Source organism: Bacillus sp. MT(2024) (assembly GCF_036362845.1).
Taxonomy (GTDB): Bacteria; Bacillota; Bacilli; order Bacillales; family Bacillaceae; genus Bacillus; species Bacillus velezensis.
The window spans coordinates 2,200,081-2,218,030 of sequence record NZ_CP143632.1; the positions used below are offsets into that span (position 1 = coordinate 2,200,081).

At 47.6% G+C, this 17,950-nt stretch carries 19 protein-coding genes; all 19 read right to left on the reverse strand.

All coding sequences use genetic code 11. The annotated features are described in order from the left end of the window. Nucleotides 1–26: 26 nt before the first annotated feature. The 19 genes from VP472_RS10735 to aroC all read right to left on the reverse strand — a co-directional run bounded on the left by VP472_RS10735 (nucleotide 27) and on the right by aroC (nucleotide 17,882). Complete coding sequence (locus VP472_RS10735; protein WP_192897768.1) at nucleotides 27–620, reverse strand: lipoprotein heptaprenylglyceryl N-acetyltransferase LhaT; 594 nt, start codon at nucleotides 618–620, stop codon at nucleotides 27–29. Nucleotides 621–727: 107 nt separating this feature from the next. Next, nucleotides 728–1,495, reverse strand: a complete 768-nt coding sequence (locus tag VP472_RS10740; RefSeq protein ID WP_003153486.1) for a menaquinol-cytochrome c reductase cytochrome b/c subunit — start codon at nucleotides 1,493–1,495, stop codon at nucleotides 728–730. 31 nt (nucleotides 1,496–1,526) lie between these two features. Beyond that, the gene (gene qcrB, locus VP472_RS10745) at nucleotides 1,527–2,201 is read right to left on the reverse strand and encodes a menaquinol-cytochrome c reductase cytochrome b subunit (RefSeq protein ID WP_003153485.1); all 675 of its coding nucleotides are present in this window, start codon (nucleotides 2,199–2,201) and stop codon (nucleotides 1,527–1,529) included. A 1-nt stretch (nucleotide 2,202) separates the two neighbouring features. Beyond that, nucleotides 2,203–2,706, reverse strand: coding sequence for a Rieske (2Fe-2S) protein (locus VP472_RS10750; RefSeq protein WP_003153484.1), 504 nt, complete (start codon nucleotides 2,704–2,706; stop codon nucleotides 2,203–2,205). A gap of 137 nt (nucleotides 2,707–2,843) precedes the next feature. Continuing rightward, on the reverse strand, nucleotides 2,844–3,290 hold the full coding sequence (locus tag VP472_RS10755) for a YpiF family protein (RefSeq protein ID WP_146277082.1): 447 nt from the start codon (nucleotides 3,288–3,290) through the stop codon (nucleotides 2,844–2,846). Between the two features lie 54 nt (nucleotides 3,291–3,344). Next, nucleotides 3,345–3,884 (reverse strand): ReoY family proteolytic degradation factor, encoded by a 540-nt coding sequence (locus VP472_RS10760; protein WP_003153482.1) that lies wholly within the window; start codon nucleotides 3,882–3,884, stop codon nucleotides 3,345–3,347. A gap of 73 nt (nucleotides 3,885–3,957) precedes the next feature. Then, on the reverse strand, nucleotides 3,958–5,229 hold the full coding sequence (locus tag VP472_RS10765; RefSeq protein ID WP_017418032.1) for a tetratricopeptide repeat protein: 1,272 nt from the start codon (nucleotides 5,227–5,229) through the stop codon (nucleotides 3,958–3,960). Between the two features lie 318 nt (nucleotides 5,230–5,547). Next, nucleotides 5,548–6,834, reverse strand: a complete 1,287-nt coding sequence (aroA, locus tag VP472_RS10770; protein WP_146277084.1) for a 3-phosphoshikimate 1-carboxyvinyltransferase — start codon at nucleotides 6,832–6,834, stop codon at nucleotides 5,548–5,550. 11 nt (nucleotides 6,835–6,845) lie between these two features. Continuing rightward, nucleotides 6,846–7,961 (reverse strand): prephenate dehydrogenase, encoded by a 1,116-nt coding sequence (locus tag VP472_RS10775; protein ID WP_071392574.1) that lies wholly within the window; start codon nucleotides 7,959–7,961, stop codon nucleotides 6,846–6,848. Nucleotides 7,962–8,012: 51 nt separating this feature from the next. After that, nucleotides 8,013–9,095: a histidinol-phosphate transaminase gene (gene hisC, locus VP472_RS10780; protein ID WP_071391694.1), complete on the reverse strand. Its 1,083-nt coding sequence runs from the start codon at nucleotides 9,093–9,095 to the stop codon at nucleotides 8,013–8,015. A gap of 11 nt (nucleotides 9,096–9,106) precedes the next feature. Next, complete coding sequence (gene trpA / locus VP472_RS10785) at nucleotides 9,107–9,904, reverse strand: tryptophan synthase subunit alpha (RefSeq protein WP_007612229.1); 798 nt, start codon at nucleotides 9,902–9,904, stop codon at nucleotides 9,107–9,109. Further along, complete coding sequence (gene trpB, locus VP472_RS10790; RefSeq protein ID WP_070082033.1) at nucleotides 9,897–11,099, reverse strand: tryptophan synthase subunit beta; 1,203 nt, start codon at nucleotides 11,097–11,099, stop codon at nucleotides 9,897–9,899. The genes trpA and trpB overlap by 8 nt, the downstream gene beginning before the upstream one ends. Next, nucleotides 11,080–11,733 carry a phosphoribosylanthranilate isomerase gene (locus VP472_RS10795; protein WP_146277086.1) on the reverse strand — a complete coding sequence of 218 codons (654 nt, stop codon included), beginning with the start codon at nucleotides 11,731–11,733 and terminating at the stop codon, nucleotides 11,080–11,082. The genes trpB and VP472_RS10795 overlap by 20 nt, the downstream gene beginning before the upstream one ends. Nucleotides 11,734–11,737: 4 nt before the next feature. Next, nucleotides 11,738–12,490, reverse strand: a complete 753-nt coding sequence (trpC, locus tag VP472_RS10800) for an indole-3-glycerol phosphate synthase TrpC (RefSeq protein ID WP_146277088.1) — start codon at nucleotides 12,488–12,490, stop codon at nucleotides 11,738–11,740. Next, nucleotides 12,483–13,499, reverse strand: coding sequence for an anthranilate phosphoribosyltransferase (trpD, locus tag VP472_RS10805; RefSeq protein ID WP_146277090.1), 1,017 nt, complete (start codon nucleotides 13,497–13,499; stop codon nucleotides 12,483–12,485). Before trpD ends, trpC begins: the two co-directional genes overlap by 8 nt. Then, nucleotides 13,471–15,018: an anthranilate synthase component I gene (gene trpE, locus VP472_RS10810; RefSeq protein ID WP_146277092.1), complete on the reverse strand. Its 1,548-nt coding sequence runs from the start codon at nucleotides 15,016–15,018 to the stop codon at nucleotides 13,471–13,473. The genes trpD and trpE overlap by 29 nt, the downstream gene beginning before the upstream one ends. 223 nt (nucleotides 15,019–15,241) lie before the next feature. Further along, nucleotides 15,242–15,625: a chorismate mutase gene (gene aroH / locus VP472_RS10815; RefSeq protein WP_003153463.1), complete on the reverse strand. Its 384-nt coding sequence runs from the start codon at nucleotides 15,623–15,625 to the stop codon at nucleotides 15,242–15,244. After that, nucleotides 15,622–16,710 (reverse strand): 3-dehydroquinate synthase, encoded by a 1,089-nt coding sequence (aroB, locus tag VP472_RS10820; protein ID WP_146277094.1) that lies wholly within the window; start codon nucleotides 16,708–16,710, stop codon nucleotides 15,622–15,624. Before aroB ends, aroH begins: the two co-directional genes overlap by 4 nt. Beyond that, on the reverse strand, nucleotides 16,710–17,882 hold the full coding sequence (gene aroC / locus VP472_RS10825) for a chorismate synthase (RefSeq protein ID WP_003153459.1): 1,173 nt from the start codon (nucleotides 17,880–17,882) through the stop codon (nucleotides 16,710–16,712). The genes aroB and aroC overlap by 1 nt, the downstream gene beginning before the upstream one ends. Between the last annotated feature and the right edge of the window lie 68 nt (nucleotides 17,883–17,950).

The following is a 17,950-nucleotide window of genomic DNA, read 5'->3' on the forward strand; positions in this document are numbered from 1 at the left end:
CGGGACAAGGTTAGACCAAGATTCTATCAGTGTAAGTCAAGCTTTATCCGTCTTTTAGAAATCACCAAATAGTATGCAAGGCCGAGTGAAAATATGCTCAGCCAGAATGTAGCATAGCCGATCTCTTGCATATAGTCATTGAGCATTGAGTAGCGGGGCATCATGCCGAAAAGATAATCAATGACGTCATTATGAAGCGTCCAAACAGCGGCAGCGGCAAGATGCCATAACCGGAACCGAAAATACGGGCTGTATAAAACGCCTTGAACGGCCATGGCAAAATGTGAAGCAATCAGCATGTACCCTTCCCAAGGCATCTGCCCCATTTTGACCAGCACAAAGACATTCATTCCGACCGCCCACAGCCCGTATTTTACAAGGGTTACAAGAGCCAGCGCTTCAAACAGCGGCGCGTTTCTTCCCATGAGAAATGCCAGAAGCACAAACAGGAAGAAAAACGTCGCCGTCGGGCTGTCAGGCACAAATATCAGAAATCGGAACGGCGTGTCCAAAAGCTGCGGCACATACCAATAATAGCCGTACACCGTACCGATAAAATTAACGGCAAGAACAAGCAGAAGCATGCCGCGCAACCCTAAAAGATAAGAAATCCACCTCATACCATCAACTCTCAGTCCGTAAAAAGTATGTATCATGCAAAAAAAGCTGACATCCGGTCAGCTCTTTTCATAAAAGTATATCCTGCTGTTGTCTACTTCACAATACGTTATTTCGCTGTCGTTTCAGAAATGAACTTCGCCAGCTGATCAAGCTGTTTGTCATTCCCTTTAAAAATACCGGCTGGCATCTGCCCTTTCCCTTTGACGGCGATTTTTTTAATTTCTTCCGGGCTCAGCCCGTTATCGACCAGGGACGGACCGGCGCCTCCCCCTTGAAGATTATCCCCGTGACAGGAAATACAGCCTTGTTCTTTAAATACCTTATAACCGTCTGATTCAGTATCAATGGCGGCTTCTTTTTTAATTTTCCCTTGCTCCTCCGCCTTCGCCCAGTCATGTGTCGCGACTGACTGCCACGTTAAAAAGACCGTAGCGCAAAGCGCCAAAAGCATCATCCCGACGGCAACCGGACGCTTCCACGGCCTTCTTTCAGACCCCCTGTCGAGAAACGGAGCCAAAAGCAGCGACCCGAAGGCAAGCCCCGGTATAATCATCGCCCCGATAACGGTGTAGCTCCCTGCGGCATATTCATATTTTAAAAGCTGGTATAAAAATAGAAAATACCAATCCGGCAGCGGAATATACCCTGTATCCGTCGGGTCCGCCACCCGTTCCAAAGGCGGCTCGTGCACAATCGTTAAAACGAGAAATCCGACGAGGAAAACGGCTCCGACCATCCATTCTTTCAGCAGGAAGTTCGGCCAAAACGCCTCTGTCTTTCCAGGATACTCTGAATAGTCTTTCGGTATATTCGGTTTTTTTTCAGCCGGTATCCTTGAATCTCCTACAAACTTCATTCCTTTCCCCCGGTGCATGTCATCCCCTCCCTTTTATATCAGATTTGTATTAAAGCGGTCCTGAAATTCCCTGCTTGCGGATCATGACAAAGTGGGCGCCCATGAGCGCAAACAAAGCGGCAGGGAGAAAAAATACGTGAATCGCAAAAAATCTCGTCAGCGTTTGAGCGCCGACAATATCGTGGTGGCCGGCAAGAAGAGTTTTCACCTGCGCTCCGATCAATGGCGTCGCCTCCGCAATCTGAAGACCTACCTTTGTCGCAAACAGCGCCTTCATATCCCACGGAAGCAGATACCCTGTAAAACCGAGACCGAGCATCACAAAAAAGATCAGAACACCGACGATCCAGTTCAATTCCCGAGGCTTTTTATAAGCTCCCTGAAAGAAAACCCGCAGCGTATGTAAAAACATCATCACGATGACTAAACTTGCGCCCCAATGGTGCATACCCCTTACAATCTGCCCGAAAGCGACTTCATTCTGCAAATAATACACAGATTCCCACGCGTTTTTTATATCCGGCACATAATACATCGTTAAAAACATCCCGGAGAGCACTTGGATAACGGTTACAAAAAACGTCAAACCGCCGAAACAATAGACAAAAGCCGAGAAATGGTGAGCGGGATTTACATGTTCCGGCACTTCATGGTCGGCGATATCCCGCCACATCGGCGTAATATCGAGACGTTCATCCACCCAGTCATAAATTTTATTCAGCATGTCACCCTTCCCCCCTAGGCTTTGCTTTTCCAAGATACAAAAAGCCGTCCTTTACTTTTTGCTCATAACGGTCAAGAGGCGCGAGCGGCGGCGTGCCCGGAACGTTCGTGCCGTCTTTTTCATACAGACCGTAATGGCAGGGACAAAAGAATTTGTTCGGATTTTTAGGATCATTGTTCCAGTTTACGGTGCAGCCCAAATGCTTGCAGATCGGAGAAAGCGCTATAATTTCATCCCCATGCTTGTAAACCCAGGCTGATCTGGATTCTTCCGATTCGTACCAGGCGTCGACTTGATGAATTTTAAAGTCAAACCGCTTCGGCTCCTTCGTCAGCTCATCCACACTGACAACCTGCACCATTTTTTGATCTCCCGTCGGTTTTAATACCGGATCCAGCGCAAAACGGACCATAGGCATAAGCGCACTGGCGGCCATAAATCCCCCCACGCCGGTGAGCGCATAGTTTAAAAATTGTCTTCTTGATATATCTTGTTTTCCGCCCATCTCTTCCCCCCCTAAAGATTGACCAAAAATTAACTAAAATAGAAAATAATTCTGAGATTTGACACCCTCATAATATATGAATCTTTCAGCAAGGTCAACAGAGGCAAAACGGGTGTTTTGCAGGATACCTGGAGTTTTTAAGAATTGTTCCACTTCTGTAACAAAACGTTCAAAATTTCTCCGCACTTGTCATCCGCAATTTTTCTCTTTAAAGAGTCTTTCATATGTTCAAACGGAACGGCAGGTATGTATATGACATCAGACCCTATTTCAGAATCCTTCCATTTTTCGTCTGCCGTCAGGAACAAGGCGTGCCGGAAGTTGGTCATCACCTCTTCTTTGAGTTTTTGAAGCAGGGCGATTTGTGATTGGTCTATATCAACATATGTATAAGAGGGGAATAAATATACCCGTCCCTTCAATTGGCGCTCAAGCTCTTCAGAAAGCAATTGGGTGCTTTCCCCCTGTTCAACGGCCTCTTTTAAGCCTCCTGAAGACGTTATGGAAATTAATGGAATGACAGCGGTATCAATGTAATCCGCAGATTGTAAATAGGAATCGGCATCAGCGGCCCTCCATCTCATGTCTCGTTCCTCCTCTTTACGCAACAAGCCTTGCATATTCTGCAAGGCTGTCATTTATGTGAGCTGATTCAATTGGCGGGAAAGCTTTTCAAATGTTTCTTTGTCGTGGCGGTCCAGCGCCTCGTCGATATCTTTAAGCAGCTTTTCCCGCTGGAAAGTGGAAATGGCATGTTCTAATATTTTTTCAGCCATCCCCTGATCCTGTTTATTTTCAAACAGGTCTTTCGGCAGATGCGGATTTGATTCAAGAACAGCGGCATATTCCGGTGAGCTGTAGGCCGAACGGAAATTCAGCTGGATAAATAAATCCTGCTGTTTATTTAACCGGATGTCGTGAAAAGATTTTTCCGCGTCCGTAGTCATGACATTTTCTTTGTAAAACCTAAACGGCACCTCATCAACGCAATGAGTAGACATGATAATGCCTCTCGGGCAAAATTCGGCTTGTTCTACAAAATGGACTTTTTCCATTAATGAATCATGACTCATTAAATAATTTAAAATCCAGACGCACTCCCGGCGTTTAAGCTGATAATGATTTAAAAACCAACGGATAAAATCCTTTTTTTCATTGACAGAAACAGGGGTCTGCATGTAATTCCCTCCTCTATCGATCGTATAATCTGACATCACTTATACATTCAGCAAGCATGGTCCAAAATCCTGCTTATCTTAAAAATTCATCCTCTATCCGTAAGATTGTTTCTTCAAGCTCTTCGTTTGTTCCATCCATTGAAAGCACTTGTTTTAAAAGCGGCAGCGCTTCTTTCTGGAGACCCTCTTCCAATAAGAAGTGAGCGTATTCATATAAGAAATCCCGATCATCCTGATAATGGAGATACGCAGCTTCGAAGCTTTTTTTCGCTTCAGCGTATTGCTCCAAGCCTGTATAGGCCCCCGCCAAATACCAATTGTATTTCGGATCTTCTTCCCCGTAGCCGCGGACCTCCTGAATCAGATCAATAATCTCTTCAAAGCTTTCTTCTTTATGATAGACGGCTAAAAGCGTATGGAGCGCTTCCACGTAACCCGGATCGAGCGCCAGCGCTTCCTGAAGAAGCTTTTTGCCTTCCTCTTCGCTGCCGAGCTTTAACGCCATTTTCGCCGCATAGAGAAAAAGCTCTTTATTGTATTCATCGTAAGTAATACCTTCTTTAGCGGTTTTTAATGCATCTTCATACATGCCTTCTGCCTCGTAGCTTTTTGCAAGCGGCATATAAAGCGATGAATAGGAAGGATCAAGCCCTTTTAAATCAGACAGCTGCTTGATGGCTGTTTTGACCATTCCCGCCTGATAGGCTGTGAACCCGTACCCGAAAATCGTATTCGGTTCTGTATGTTCTGCCGCCGCTTTTTCATACCATGAAATCGCTTCCTCAAATTCACCCGCCGCGCTCAATGACTCAGCCAGCCTCTGATGAACATTTACGCCGCCGATTTCGTGCCGTTCTTTTGCCGTCTCTTCATAGTAAGGAACGGCTTTTGCGTATGATCCCTGAGTGAAGTATAATTCCCCCAGAGCGAAATCAATAACTGGTTCATCTTGTAACATCGCTTTCGCCTGTAACAGCTTTTGCTCACTTACTTCAAATAAGCCCTGCATCTGATACAGATCAGCCATTAAAAGAAGGCTTTCCGCGTAAGACGGATCTTCCGGAGAAATCGTCTCCAGCACCTCAAGAGCTTTTTCTTCTTCATCAATATCTATTAACAATTCGGCGTAAAAATTCGTCAGCTCAGACTCATCCGGATAAAGGTCATGCAGATCACTGATCAGCGCTAACGCTTTTTCGGCGTTTCCCCATTCATAGTAGAGCTGGGCTGCAATGGCTTTGTCTTCGTCATGAAGCTCTGTTTCAGCTTTTGAAAGCGCTTTGAGTCCCTTTTCGGTTTCACCTGCTTCAACTAATTTTATGGCTTCTTGAATCAATGTATTCAAATCAGACCGGTCCTTTCTTTTCCTATACCTCATCAACCAAATGAAAAGGGTTTTTATTCGGGTTATTCTTATCATAATTCAGACAGGGCCTGCCCGCAAATAAGATGCTTCACCCGGCATTATAGTTTATCAGAAAATGGTTAAGAGGAAAACGGCAAAAAAGGGGACGGCATCTTTATACGCAAACAGCGCAATTTGTTCCGGCTGTTTCTGTAACGAAAACGCATTCCCCCTTTCTGTTATTTTTCTGTTTAAGACAAGCTATGTCAAAGCCCAAGATTTTATGACACATGAAGAAAAAAGCCCGAAGAACAGTCTTCAGGCTTTTTTGGCTAATTGATCTAAATGCTCAAAAAATGTCGGATATGAGACATGGATCGCCTCTGTATCACGGATGTCGATCGGCTCTTCTGTCAGGCATGAAGCGATACCGAGCATCATGCCGATGCGGTGGTCGCCGTGGCTTGACACATCGGCTCCGCCCGCAAGCGTTTTTTTGCCGTGTATTTTCATGCCGTCTTCAGTCGGTTCAATGTCTGCGCCGATTTTCCGGAGCTCTGATACGACGGTGTCGATCCGGTTCGTTTCCTTCACCTTCAGCTCCGCAGCGTCTTTAATGACAGTTGTGCCTTCAGCCTGCGTTGCCAAAAGGGCGATAATCGGGATCTCGTCAATTAAACGGGGAATGATTTCTCCGCCGATTTCTGCCGCTTTCAGAGCTGAGGTTTCAATAACCAAGTCTCCGTAAGGCTCCGCGCTGTCCGCTTCTGAAGGAATCACTTCAAGTAAAGCCCCCATTTGCTTTAAGACATCAATCATTCCCGTGCGTGTCGGGTTCAGGCCGACGTTTTTCAGCACAATCCGGCTTCCGGGAACGACAGCGCCTGCCGCGAGGAAAAAGGCCGCTGAAGAAATATCGCCGGGCACGAAAATATCGGCTCCCCGAAGCTTCTGACCGCCCGTTACGGAAGCGCTCGTCTCCGTTTCCGCAAGCTCGGCGCCAAAAGCGTTCAGCATCCGTTCCGTATGGTCTCTTGATTTATGAGGCTCAGTGACGGTCGTCGTCCCTTCAGCCTGCAATCCGGCAAGCAGCACGGCAGATTTGATCTGCGCGCTTGCAACAGGGGAGACGTAATCTATGCCTTTCAATTGTCCGCCTCTTACGGATAAAGGCGTAAACCCTCCGTCCGCTCTTCCGTCAATCGCGGCTCCCATCTGTTTTAAAGGCTCCGTCACCCTCTTCATCGGGCGCTTTGCAATACTTTCGTCACCCGCTACCGTACTGTGAAATGGGCGTCCGGCTAAAATGCCGAGCATCAGGCGGATGGTCGTGCCGGAATTTCCGACATCAAGAAGGCTGTCAGGCTCACAAAGTGCGTCAATGCCCTTTCCGTATATCGTTACATCACTTCCGTTTTGTTCAATGGAGACACCCATTTTTCTGAAGCAGGCAATGGTGCTCAGACAATCGGCTCCGGGCAAAAAGTTTTTTACCGTTGTCGTTCCTTCCGCAAGCGCTCCGAACATAACAGAACGGTGGGAGATGGATTTATCCCCCGGAATATGAATTTCACCGTTTAAAGACGTCACTTTTTCTCTTTTCAATGTTTTCCACCTCAGTCAGCGTAAAATGTGTCATATTTGGCGCGGGATTGAATGCAGGTTTCCGCGCGCTTCCGGTCATCATCAGTCTGGAAACTGATTCTGAGAATTCCGTTAATATCTTCTCTTGTTTCGATAATGCGGATGTTGGTGATACTGATTTTTTCTTCTGCCAGTATCGCCGTAATTTCCGAAATGACCCCCGGATGATCGGGAACATCGACATAAAGGTCATAAAAGGACGGGATCGCTCCTTTTTGACGGAGCGGCAGGCCGTCGCGATAATCTTTCGCTTTTTTAAAATATCCGAACAGGCTGTCCGCATCTTCATTTTCTACATAAGATTCGATCGTGTCAATCTCCCGTTTCCATTCTTTGAAGCGGTCAAGCAGTTTATCTTTGTTATGAAGAAGTATGTCTCTCCACATCGCCGGACTGCTTGAGGCGATTCTGGTGATGTCCCGAAAACCGCCGGCTGCGAAACGCTTCAAAAACGGATAATCTTCTTCAGAATGATGAGCCTGATGGACGAGGCTTGCAGCAACGATATGAGGGAAATGGCTGATAACGCTCGTTACGCCGTCATGCTCCTCGGGAGTCATCTCCACAAAGTGGGCGTTTGCCGCTTTCAAGAGTTCCTTCAGATGCGTTACTGACTCTTTAGAAGTTGATTTTCCGGGTGTTAAAATGTAAAACGCATTTTCGAATAAAAATTCTTTCGCCGCAGCGGCCCCGGATTTATGAGATCCCGCCATCGGATGGCCGCCGACAAATTGATAGTGAGCCGGAAGCACTTTGTCGGCGTAGCTGACGACTTTCTGTTTCGTGCTGCCCACATCCGTAATCAGGAGTTCATGGGTGATGTCTGATGCGGCCAGCATATCGAGCATTTTCAGCGTTTGGGCGACAGGCGTGGCGATAATGACAACAGACGCTTGCTGCGCCCCTTCCGTCAATGAGCCGGCCCGCTCGTCAATAATTCCGAGCTTCAGCGCGGCAGTGAGCTGTTCTTCCGAAATATCCACACCGATAATCCGTTTATGCGGATGCTCCTTTTTGATGGCCAATGCGATCGATCCGCCGATCAGCCCGATCCCCGCAAGCAATATAGTATCCTTCATTTCACTCATTTCCTTTTTCATCTATTTTAATAGAGCAAAGAGGTGATGCTTGATCACCTCTTATAATATTTCAGCTAAAATTGTGAGAATTTCCTCATTCTGCTCTTTCGTACCGACCGTAATCCTTAACGCTGTCGGAAATCCGAGCGCCTGTCCTGAGCGGACGATATATCCTTTTTCCAACAGGGCTTGGAACAGTTCATCCGCCGGACGGTTAAAATCAATGAGCACAAAGTTGGTTTGTGAAGGATAACAAGTTAATCCGTGAGTTTCCGCAAAATCATAATACTGCTTAAGGCCGGCTTTATTTTTCTCGACGCATTCCTGGATAAATGTCTGGTCGTCAAGCGCTGCCAGTGCCGAAGCCTGACCGATTCTGCTCGTATTGAACGGCTCTCTCGCCGGTTCAATCTGGCGGATCAGCGCTTCGTCCGCAATGCCGTATCCGACGCGCAGCGCGGCAAGTCCGTACGCTTTAGAGAAGGTGCGGAGGATCATGACATTCGGATATTGCTTTAAAAGCGGAATGCTTTCTGGGTAATCTTCCGCCGTAACATACTCGTAGTACGCTTCATCAAGGACAACGAGTATATGCTCGGGAACTCTGTTTAAAAAGGCAATTAGCTCTTGCTCAGAAGTATATGTCCCCGTCGGATTATTGGGGTTGCATACCCATATGACTTTCGTCTCGCCGTCAATTGCTTCCAGCATCCGGTCCAAATCATGAGCGCCGTCACTGCGGAGCGGCACCTCGCGCACCTCAGCGCCTTCAATCACCGCATTGTGTCTGTATTGCGGGAAAGTCGGGGCGGCGGTAATCGTGTTTGCCTGATCATTTAATAAAGAACGGCAGATAATCTGCACTAGCTCATCAGAGCCGTTGCCGAAAATGATCGAAGATTCACTGACCTGCAGATGCTCACTGAGCCGCGTTCTCAAAGCGGCACTGTAACCGTCGGGATACAGCGCAAGCTGCTCAATCTCCCGATGCAGCGCATCTTTTGCGGCCTGTGAACAGCCGAACGGATTTTCGTTAGAAGCGAGTTTTACTACTTTTTCAAGCCCGTATTCCATTTTCACTTCTTCTATTGGTTTGCCCGGCTGATACGGTTTCAGCTGCCGCAGCTGTTCTTTAATCTGCAAATCCAGTCACCTCATTTTACACTGTACAGTCGTCCGAACGTCTTTGCGTATTCTTCAAATTCAAGAAGCGCATCAGCTCTTGTGCCGGGGTTCACAAGCTTTGTTTTAAGCTCTTCAACTTTTTTGACAAGCGCGCTGCCGACAACGACACCGTCAGATATTTCATTCATCCCGTCAACCTGTTTGCGGTTTGAAATGCCAAAACCGACCGCCACCGGAACAGAGCTGAATTCTTTCACCTTACGGATGAAAGAGTATACAGAAGGATCGAATTCGCTGCGTACGCCCGTCACTCCTAAAGAGGATACACAATACACAAAGCCGCAGGCCTGTTCAGTAATTATTTTCAAACGGTCTTCACTTGTCGGCGCAACCAGTGAGATATAAGCGATGTTCTCCTTTTTGCATGTCATTTGCAAAAGGGCGCTTTCCTCTAATGGAAGGTCGGGTACAAGCAAGCCGTCTATGTCGTTTTCCCGCAGTAAAGCGAAAAAGTATTCTTTTTCTAATTGTAACACAGGATTATAATACGTAAAGAGGATAATTGGAATATGAACGCCGTTTTTTTTCATTTTGCCGCCAAGTTCAATGGCTTTTACGATATTCATTCCGTTTTCCAGAGCCCGTTTTGAAGCCCGTTGTATGACGGGTCCGTCCGCAAGCGGATCTGTGTAAGGAACGCCGATTTCAAGGGCAGAAGCGCCTGCATTCTGTAATGATATTGCCAGTTCAACAGAAATGTCAGGAAGCGGATCGCCCGCTGTGATAAAAGGGATAAACAATTTTTCAGAATCTCGCAGATTAAACATGTGTCTCCACCCCGTTTTCCAAAACATTCATCAGCGTATGAACGTCTTTATCTCCTCTTCCCGACAAACTGACGAGAATGATTTTGTCTTTATCCATGTCCTTTGCCATTTCGAACGCTTTTGCCAGGGCGTGGGCAGATTCAATAGCCGGAAGAATACCTTCTGTTTCAGAAAGCAGACGTAACGCGGCAATCGCTTCATCGTCTGTCACGCTTTCGTACGTTACACGGCCGCTTTTGTGCAGATAGGCGTGCTCAGGGCCGATCCCCGGGTAATCAAGGCCTGCTGAAATGGAATACGGTTCGATAATCTGCCCGTATTTATCTTGTATTAAATAGGTCATTGATCCGTGAATCACCCCGAGCGTCCCTTTTGCGATCGTTGCCGCATGCAGCGGCGTATCAATTCCTTTTCCGGCCGCCTCGGCGCCGATCAGCTCAATGTCTTCTTCTAAAAAGGCCTGAAATATGCCCATCGCATTGCTTCCGCCGCCGACACATGCAACAACCTTATCCGGGAGCGTTCCTTCAACTCGGCGGAGCTGTTCTTTCGCTTCCTCGCCGATGATTTTCTGAAATTCGCGAACGATATACGGATACGGGTGCGGACCCACTACAGAACCGATAAGATAGAAATGATCTTCACAATGCTGGACCCAATACCTGATTGCCTCATTCGTCGCATCTTTCAGCGTGCCGTTGCCGCTTGTGACCGGCACCACTTCCGCGCCGAGCAGTTTCATCCGGAATACGTTCAGCGACTGGCGCGCAACGTCTTCTTCACCCATAAAAACCGTACATTTAAAACCGAATTTTGCGGCGGCTGTCGCGGCAGCCACACCGTGCTGTCCCGCACCGGTTTCGGCGATGATTTTCGTTTTGCCCATCTTTTTAGCAAGCAGAATCTGGCCTAACGCGTTGTTAATTTTATGAGAGCCGGTATGGTTTAAATCTTCTCTTTTCAGATAGATTTTCGCCCCTCCCAAATACTCTGACACCCTGTCTGCGAACGTTAATGCAGTCGGTCTTCCGGAGTAATCAAACAATAGTTTTTTATATTCGGCATGAAAAACGGGATCATTCTTTAATTCTGTGAAAGCCGTTTCGATTTCCTCAAGGGGCCGCATCAATGTTTCAGGGACAAATTTGCCGCCGAATTCGCCGTATCTTCCGATTTCATTTGGATATGGATACATAGTGGTTCATCCTTTCTTCTAAAAGCCGGATCAGTGTTTGATCCTTGTGTCCGTTTTTTTCAATTCCGCTGGCAAGATCTATACCGCACGGACGCGATCTCAGTAAGCCGGTAATCGTCTCAGGATTAACACCGCCCGCAATAAAACAGCGCTTGCTTGCATTTTGAGCCTGCTTTCGGTACAAGGGGACACGGGCCCATGAAAACGCGATTCCCGTCCCACCTCTCATTCCTGTCACTGAAGAATCAATGACATAGCCGTCGACAGCAGGTGCAAATTGAGCCATCTGACGGAGCGTCCCTTCCCCGTGATGGAGCGCTTTCCATATTTCCGAGCTCACAAGCGGACGGAGACGGAGGGCATCCTCAGGCGATTCATCACCGTGAAGCTGGATGACGTCAAGTGCCAGATCAGAGGCGATTTGCCCGATGTTTTCTATCGTTTCATTTACAAATACTCCGACATGTTTCTTGTCTGTCCGGACCTGCTCTTTCCATTTCCGGACCTCATCCGGCGTTACTCTCCGTTTGCTTGGGGCAAAAATAAATCCCAGATAATCCGCTTCTGAAGCTGCCGCAAGTTCATAATCACGCTTCGATCGTATTCCGCAGTACTTTAACTCAGGCTTTTTCATATCGTCACTCCCCGAACAGTCCGCGGATCGCCTTTTGCTGCGAATCCTCTCTCATTAAGGATTCTCCGACCAATACAGCCTGCGCCCCGTGCTTGTTGACGAATTGCAGGTCAGCCAAAGAACCGATGCCGCTTTCGCTGACCAGCAGGCAGCCGTCCGGCACAAGCTGCGCTATTTTTTCCGTTTGCGAAACAGAAGTACGGAACGTTTTTAAGTCCCGGTTGTTTATGCCGAGAATGTCCGGCTGAAACACTTGTAAAATCCGTTCAAGCACAGTTTCACCATGGACTTCAACGAGAACGTCCATGCCCTTCTCGCGGGCTTCCAGATAAAGCTCATAAAGCTCTGAAGGTTCCAGCGCTTCCCCGATCAGCAAAATGGCATCGGCGCCGATCCTGAACGATTCCTCCACCTGAAGGGAATCAATAATAAAATCTTTTCTCAGCACGGGAAGAGACACGGTTTGTTTAACATCTGTCAGAAATTGATTTCTCCCCTGAAAAAAACGGGTATCCGTGAGAACCGAAAGGGCGTCGGCTTTAGCCGCTTCATAATCCGCCGCAATCGTTTCCGGAACAAAATGCTCTTTAATCAATCCTTTAGACGGCGAAGCTTTTTTCACTTCGGCAATCAGCCCGATAAAACGGTTCGGGTTCAGGAGCGCTTCTTTAAAGGATCTCCGTTCAATTTGACAGGTTTCCGGCAGCAAGATGGATTTGATTTCTTCTTTTTTCTGCTGAATGATTTGGTCAAGCATACATTTCTTCCTCTTTCTGTTTCAGACGTTCGAGCTGCTTTTTGGCATCTCCGTTTTGAATCGCTTCTAAGGCGGTTTTCGTTCCTTCTTTCAGATCGTTTGCAAGACCTGCCGTATAAATGGCCGCGCCCGCATTTAAGGCGGTAATATGCAGAGCGGATAACGGAGCTTTATTTGCAAAAATATTCTGAATGAGGAGCGCGCTTTCTTCCGATGAATTCACTTGAATATCCTTCAATGAACCTTCTGCAAAACCGAATTGTTCAGGTGAAACGGAATATTCCAGACGTTCACCGTTTTTCAGTTCAATGATATCGGTCGGTGCTGTGATGGACAGTTCATCTAATCCGTCACGCGCCGACACAAGCATGACGTGTCTGACATCAAATTGTTCCAAAGCGCTTGCCATCAGGCGCGCTTTATCAAATGAATAGACGCCGATCACCTGCCGCTTCACCTGCAGCGGGTTGCTGAGCGGGCCCAGCAGATTAAATACGGTTCGGAAGCCAAGCTCTTTTCTTGCGGCGGCGACGTGCTTCATTGACGAATGAAACAGCGGCGCAAACAAAAAACCCATTTGTTTCATTTCAATGCTGCGTTTGACGCTTTCTGGAGTGGCTTGAATGGAAACCCCCAGCTTTTCCAGCACATCCGCGCTGCCGCTTTTAGACGAAACGGAGCGATTTCCGTGCTTGGCAACTTTAGCTCCGGCGGCAGAAGCTGTAATCGCCGCTGCCGTGGATATGTTAAACGTAGAAATCCCGTCGCCGCCTGTTCCGCACGTATCAACGACATCCGCCAAGCCACCCGCCGTCTGTGCCCGCGCCCGCATCACTTTTACAAATCCGGCAAGCTCCTCCGCCGTTTCACCCCGGTGGGCTAATACCGATAAAATCCCGCCGATCTCAGACTGCGACATGTCCCCGTTCATCATCATCTCCATCAGCTTTTCGGCTTCTCCGGTTTTCAGCGTGCGGCCATTAACGCACGATTGCAGAAATTTGTTCATCCGTCTTCTCCTCCCCGCCAGAAAAGATGTCTTCTGCGATTTGAATCGTTTTTAAAAGCGCCCCCGCTTTGTTGCAGCTCTCTTCATATTCGGCTTCCGGGACCGAATCAGCGACTATTCCCGCGCCCGCCTGCACCGACGCCGTACCGTTTTTGATACTCATGGTGCGGATGGTGATACACGAATCAATTGACCCGTCAAATCCGATATAAGCAATACATCCGCCGTAGGTTTCTCTGGAAGTCGGTTCTAATTCATTTAAAAGCTGCATCGCGCGGATTTTCGGAGCGCCCGAGAGTGTTCCTGCCGGGAATGCCGACATCAGCGCATCAACCGGATGGACGCCCTGTTTTAAACGGCCGGTTACAACAGAGATGATGTGCATCACATGTGAAAAAGAAACGACCTTTGTGAATTCCGGAACGGCTACGGAACCGTACTCCGCAACTCTGCCGATGTCATTGCGCGCAAGATCGACGAGCATATAATGTTCAGCTTTCTCTTTTTCGTCATTCATCAGCTCTTTTTTCAGGCGTTCGTCCTCTTCTTTTCCGGCGCCCCTTCTTCTCGTTCCGGCAATCGGATGAATTTCCAAGTGCCTGTCATGCACGCGGATCAGACGTTCAGGCGAACTCCCGACAATGTCTCTGTCAGGCAGTTTGATATAGTACATATAAGGTGAAGGATTGATGATGCGGAGCACCCTGTACAGCTCAAATGAATGTCTGGATACCGGAATGTCAAACTTTTGCGAAAGCACCCCTTGAAAAATGTCTCCGGCTTTTATATATTCTTTCAGTTTATCGACGCCGGCCATAAACTCTTCTTTCGTATAATTGGATGTCACATCGGCAAAACTTGGCGTTTCAAATGTTTCTTTAGAAAAAAACGGCTCTTTCATATCTTTCGGTTCTGTCAAAATACCGATAAGCTTACGAAGCTCCGCGCAATTTTCTTTAAAAACGGCCCGCTTTTCTTCCTCCGTCTCCCGGCCGTTAAGCGCCGCATATTGAATGAAATGCACTTGTTTCGTTTCGTGATCGTACGCGATGATTTTCCGGCAGACAAACAGCATGCATTTTTCGAAATCTGTTTCTTTCGCGTGGCTCGGCACGGAAGGCTCAATCAAAGGAATCATGTCATAGCTCAGATAACCGACGGCCCCTCCCGAAAACGGGATATCAAGCTCGGGTGTTTTAATGCGGAAGCTTTCATTCATCCAATCAAGCACGGCTTTTAATTCTCCGGCTTCAAACAGCGTATGCCCGTTTGGATCAGCGGCAGTGAATGTGTTATGACTCTCCTTAATCGTGATAAAAGGATCAAGGCCGATAAAAGAGTATCTCGACCAGCTTGACGACTCATCCTTGCTTTCTAAAAGATACGTAATGTTTCTGTCCAGTTTTTCAACCATCTGAATGGGTGTGATCGTGTCGACCGTAAAAGTCTCTGCGATTGGAATGGTGCGGTGTGTCAGACTGTCCTTTAAAAATAAAGAAACATCCGATTGTAAATTCATGATTCTCCTCCTTACGGTAAGGAGAATGAGATGAAGAGTGAGAGGAGTCTTGCGTATAAGAAATAAACCCAAAAGAAAGGCTTCTTTTGGGCAGAATAAAAACGTGTTTATCTCAGCTCAGCTAAACTCATTCTCTGCTACCCTATTCTAAACTCAACTGTTCAATATCTTACTTACCAGCTCTATACACACTCTTGTGTATTTCTAAGCTTTGTTTATCGTATTACATGTCAGTATTTTTTGTCAATGATAAATCCGGCCTTAACACAACGGCTTTTTCTAAATAGACATGCTTGATTTCATCCTGAGGCGTATCCGTCTGAACCGTCATCAGGACACGGATACACTTTTGCAGAGCGCCGGTGACATCCATTTCCTGCATGCACGTCACCGGGACGTACTGCCACCCGGAAAGGCGGCGGACCGCTTTTGCCGGAAATACGGAATGGATATCAGGCGTGGCGGATAACAGGATCTGCACAACGTCTTCCGGCTTGCATCCATTTTGTTCAATGATTTTTTCAAGCAGCTGCTGTGTTTTTTCTAAAATTTCTTGTTCGGTGTCTTGTTCCACCGTTGTTGCTCCGCGAATGCCGCGTATCATCATGCTGTTTCCTCCATTCGCCATTTGTTCAGCAAATTTTCGAGCTCATCTTTTGAAAGCATGCAGTCCCGCGCTTCGCCTAATTCCTTTAACACGATGAACTGTGTCATGCCTCCGCGTGTTTTTTTATCATTCATCATCCGGGCGGAGAGAACCGTCGTTTCAATATCTTGTCTGATGCTTCCCGGGTAGCCGAGCCCAATCAGCCATTGTGTGAGTTCTTTCCTGTTCATCTTGCAACCCGCAACCTGTTCACTCACGTAAAGGGCAAACTGCATGCCGAGGGCGACCGCATCTCCATGTGTAATCCGGCCGTAGCCGTATTCCGCCTCAACGGCATGGCCGAGCGTATGGCCGAAATTCAGAAAAGCTCTTATCCCCTCTTCCTTTTCGTCCTCACGCACGACGGCCGATTTGATTGAAATTCCTTTATAAATCATTTCATTCAGCTCAGCGCTTGTCAGTCCTTGCAACGTGTCAAACGTGAGAAGTTTTTCTAAAAAAGCATGATCGGCGATAAACGCGTGTTTGATCACTTCAGCCATGCCCGATCTCAGCTCTTGTTCCGGCAGGGTTTTCAGAAGCTCCGTATCGTAAATCACCGCTTTCGGCTGATAAAACGCGCCGATTAAGTTCTTTCCGAGTTTATGGTTGACGGCCACCTTGCCGCCGACCGCGCTGTCATGGGCAAGCAGTGTCGTCGGCATTTGAATGAAATCAATTCCTCGCATAAATGTTGCTGCGCAAAAGCCGGCCAAATCACCCGTCACGCCGCCTCCGAAGGCGATCATACATGAGGAGCGGTCCATATGGAAAGCGATCGCTTCCGTTTGAATCCGTTCATACTCTTTTAGAGACTTCGCTTCTTCTCCGCTTGGAACGATTACTTTTTTCACGAGCCATGTTTCGCTTAAAAGCCGGAACATCTCATCGCCGTAAAGCCGGTCAACTTCAGCATCGATGACGAGAAGGATCTTTGTCAGCGGCCTGTTCAGTGAAGACAAAAGGGAAGCGGCCTGTTTCCTTATGCCTTCACCGATATACACGGGATATGCGGAGGAAGCTGTCCGAACCTCAAGCTCTTTCATCAGAATTCCCTCGATAGTTTTTTCATGTTTTCAACATTTTCTTTAATGCGGTCGATCTGGTCAAGCCCGAATTGTTCTACGACGGCATTTGCGATTTCCCAGGCCACTGCTGCTTCAGCCACTACGCTTGCTGCCGGAACCGCACAGCTGTCTGAACGTTCAATGCTCGCTGTAAACGGTTCTTTCGTTTCAATGTCGACGCTTTTCAGCGGCTTATACAAAGTAGGGATCGGTTTCATAACGCCGCGGACGACAATCGGCATTCCCGTCGTCATACCGCCTTCTAATCCTCCGAGCCTGTTTGTGGCGCGTGTATAGCCTTTCTCTTCATCCCATACGATTTCATCATGAACTTCACTGCCGTTTTTGCCGGCCGCTTCAAAACCGATGCCGAACTCTACGCCTTTAAACGCGTTAATCGACAGAACGGCAGCAGCGAGCTTGCTGTCCAGCTTACGGTCATAGTGGACATAGCTTCCGACACCGACCGGCATACCTTCGACGATCACTTCAACGATTCCGCCGATCGAGTCACCGTTTGCCTTCGCTTCATCAATGGCTGCCATCATTTGACGGCCTGCTTCTTCATCGTAGCATCTGACCGGTGATTCTTCCGTTACCCGTTTGAGATCCTCAATGGATGTGTAATCGGTTTTCTCTGCTTTTACGCTGCCGATTTGCAGGACATGTCCGGCGACTTTAATGCCAAGCTCCGCTAAAATCTTTTTAGCGACGGCTCCGGCAGCCACGCGAACCGTTGTCTCACGCGCGGAAGATCGTTCTAACACATTTCTCATATCGCGGTGATTATACTTAATAGCACCGTTCAAATCTGCGTGTCCCGGTCTCGGTCTTGAAATCTGGCGTTTCATTTCACTTTCTTCTTCTTCTGTAATCGGTGCGGCGCCCATGATTTTTGTCCAGTGAGTCCAATCTTTATTTTCTACAACGAGCGCGATGGGTGAACCGAGTGTCCGGGCATGCCGCACGCCGCTTGTGATCTTCGCTCTGTCCGTTTCAATCTGCATACGGCGTCCGCGGCCGTGCCCTTTTTGACGTCTGGCAAGCTCAAAATTAATATCTTCTTCAGTTATATAAAGCCCCGCAGGCACACCTTCTATAATTGTCGTCAGCTGCGGACCGTGTGATTCTCCGGCTGTTAAGTATCTCATTTCTTTCTTCTCCCTTCATCGCATTAACGCTTTTAAGTAAAACTATACCACAAGTTTTCATTAAATGT

Excerpts from the sequence above, each read along its gene's own strand:
- VP472_RS10735 (WP_192897768.1), bottom strand. The coding sequence starts at position 620 with ATGAGGTGGATTTCTTATCTTTTAGGGTTGCGCGGCATGCTTCTGCTT.
- VP472_RS10740 (WP_003153486.1), bottom strand. The coding sequence starts at position 1,495 with ATGCACCGGGGGAAAGGAATGAAGTTTGTAGGAGATTCAAGGATACCG.
- qcrB (WP_003153485.1), bottom strand. The coding sequence starts at position 2,201 with ATGCTGAATAAAATTTATGACTGGGTGGATGAACGTCTCGATATTACG.
- VP472_RS10750 (WP_003153484.1), bottom strand. The coding sequence starts at position 2,706 with ATGGGCGGAAAACAAGATATATCAAGAAGACAATTTTTAAACTATGCG.
- VP472_RS10755 (WP_146277082.1), bottom strand. The coding sequence starts at position 3,290 with ATGAGATGGAGGGCCGCTGATGCCGATTCCTATTTACAATCTGCGGAT.
- VP472_RS10760 (WP_003153482.1), bottom strand. The coding sequence starts at position 3,884 with ATGCAGACCCCTGTTTCTGTCAATGAAAAAAAGGATTTTATCCGTTGG.
- VP472_RS10775 (WP_071392574.1), bottom strand. The coding sequence starts at position 7,961 with ATGAGTGAAATGAAGGATACTATATTGCTTGCGGGGATCGGGCTGATC.
- trpA (WP_007612229.1), bottom strand. The coding sequence starts at position 9,904 with ATGTTTAATCTGCGAGATTCTGAAAAATTGTTTATCCCTTTTATCACA.
- trpB (WP_070082033.1), bottom strand. The coding sequence starts at position 11,099 with ATGTATCCATATCCAAATGAAATCGGAAGATACGGCGAATTCGGCGGC.
- VP472_RS10795 (WP_146277086.1), bottom strand. The coding sequence starts at position 11,733 with ATGAAAAAGCCTGAGTTAAAGTACTGCGGAATACGATCGAAGCGTGAT.
- trpC (WP_146277088.1), bottom strand. The coding sequence starts at position 12,490 with ATGCTTGACCAAATCATTCAGCAGAAAAAAGAAGAAATCAAATCCATC.
- trpD (WP_146277090.1), bottom strand. The coding sequence starts at position 13,499 with ATGAACAAATTTCTGCAATCGTGCGTTAATGGCCGCACGCTGAAAACC.
- trpE (WP_146277092.1), bottom strand. The coding sequence starts at position 15,018 with ATGAATTTACAATCGGATGTTTCTTTATTTTTAAAGGACAGTCTGACA.
- aroH (WP_003153463.1), bottom strand. The coding sequence starts at position 15,625 with ATGATGATACGCGGCATTCGCGGAGCAACAACGGTGGAACAAGACACC.
- aroB (WP_146277094.1), bottom strand. The coding sequence starts at position 16,710 with ATGAAAGAGCTTGAGGTTCGGACAGCTTCCTCCGCATATCCCGTGTAT.
- aroC (WP_003153459.1), bottom strand. The coding sequence starts at position 17,882 with ATGAGATACTTAACAGCCGGAGAATCACACGGTCCGCAGCTGACGACA.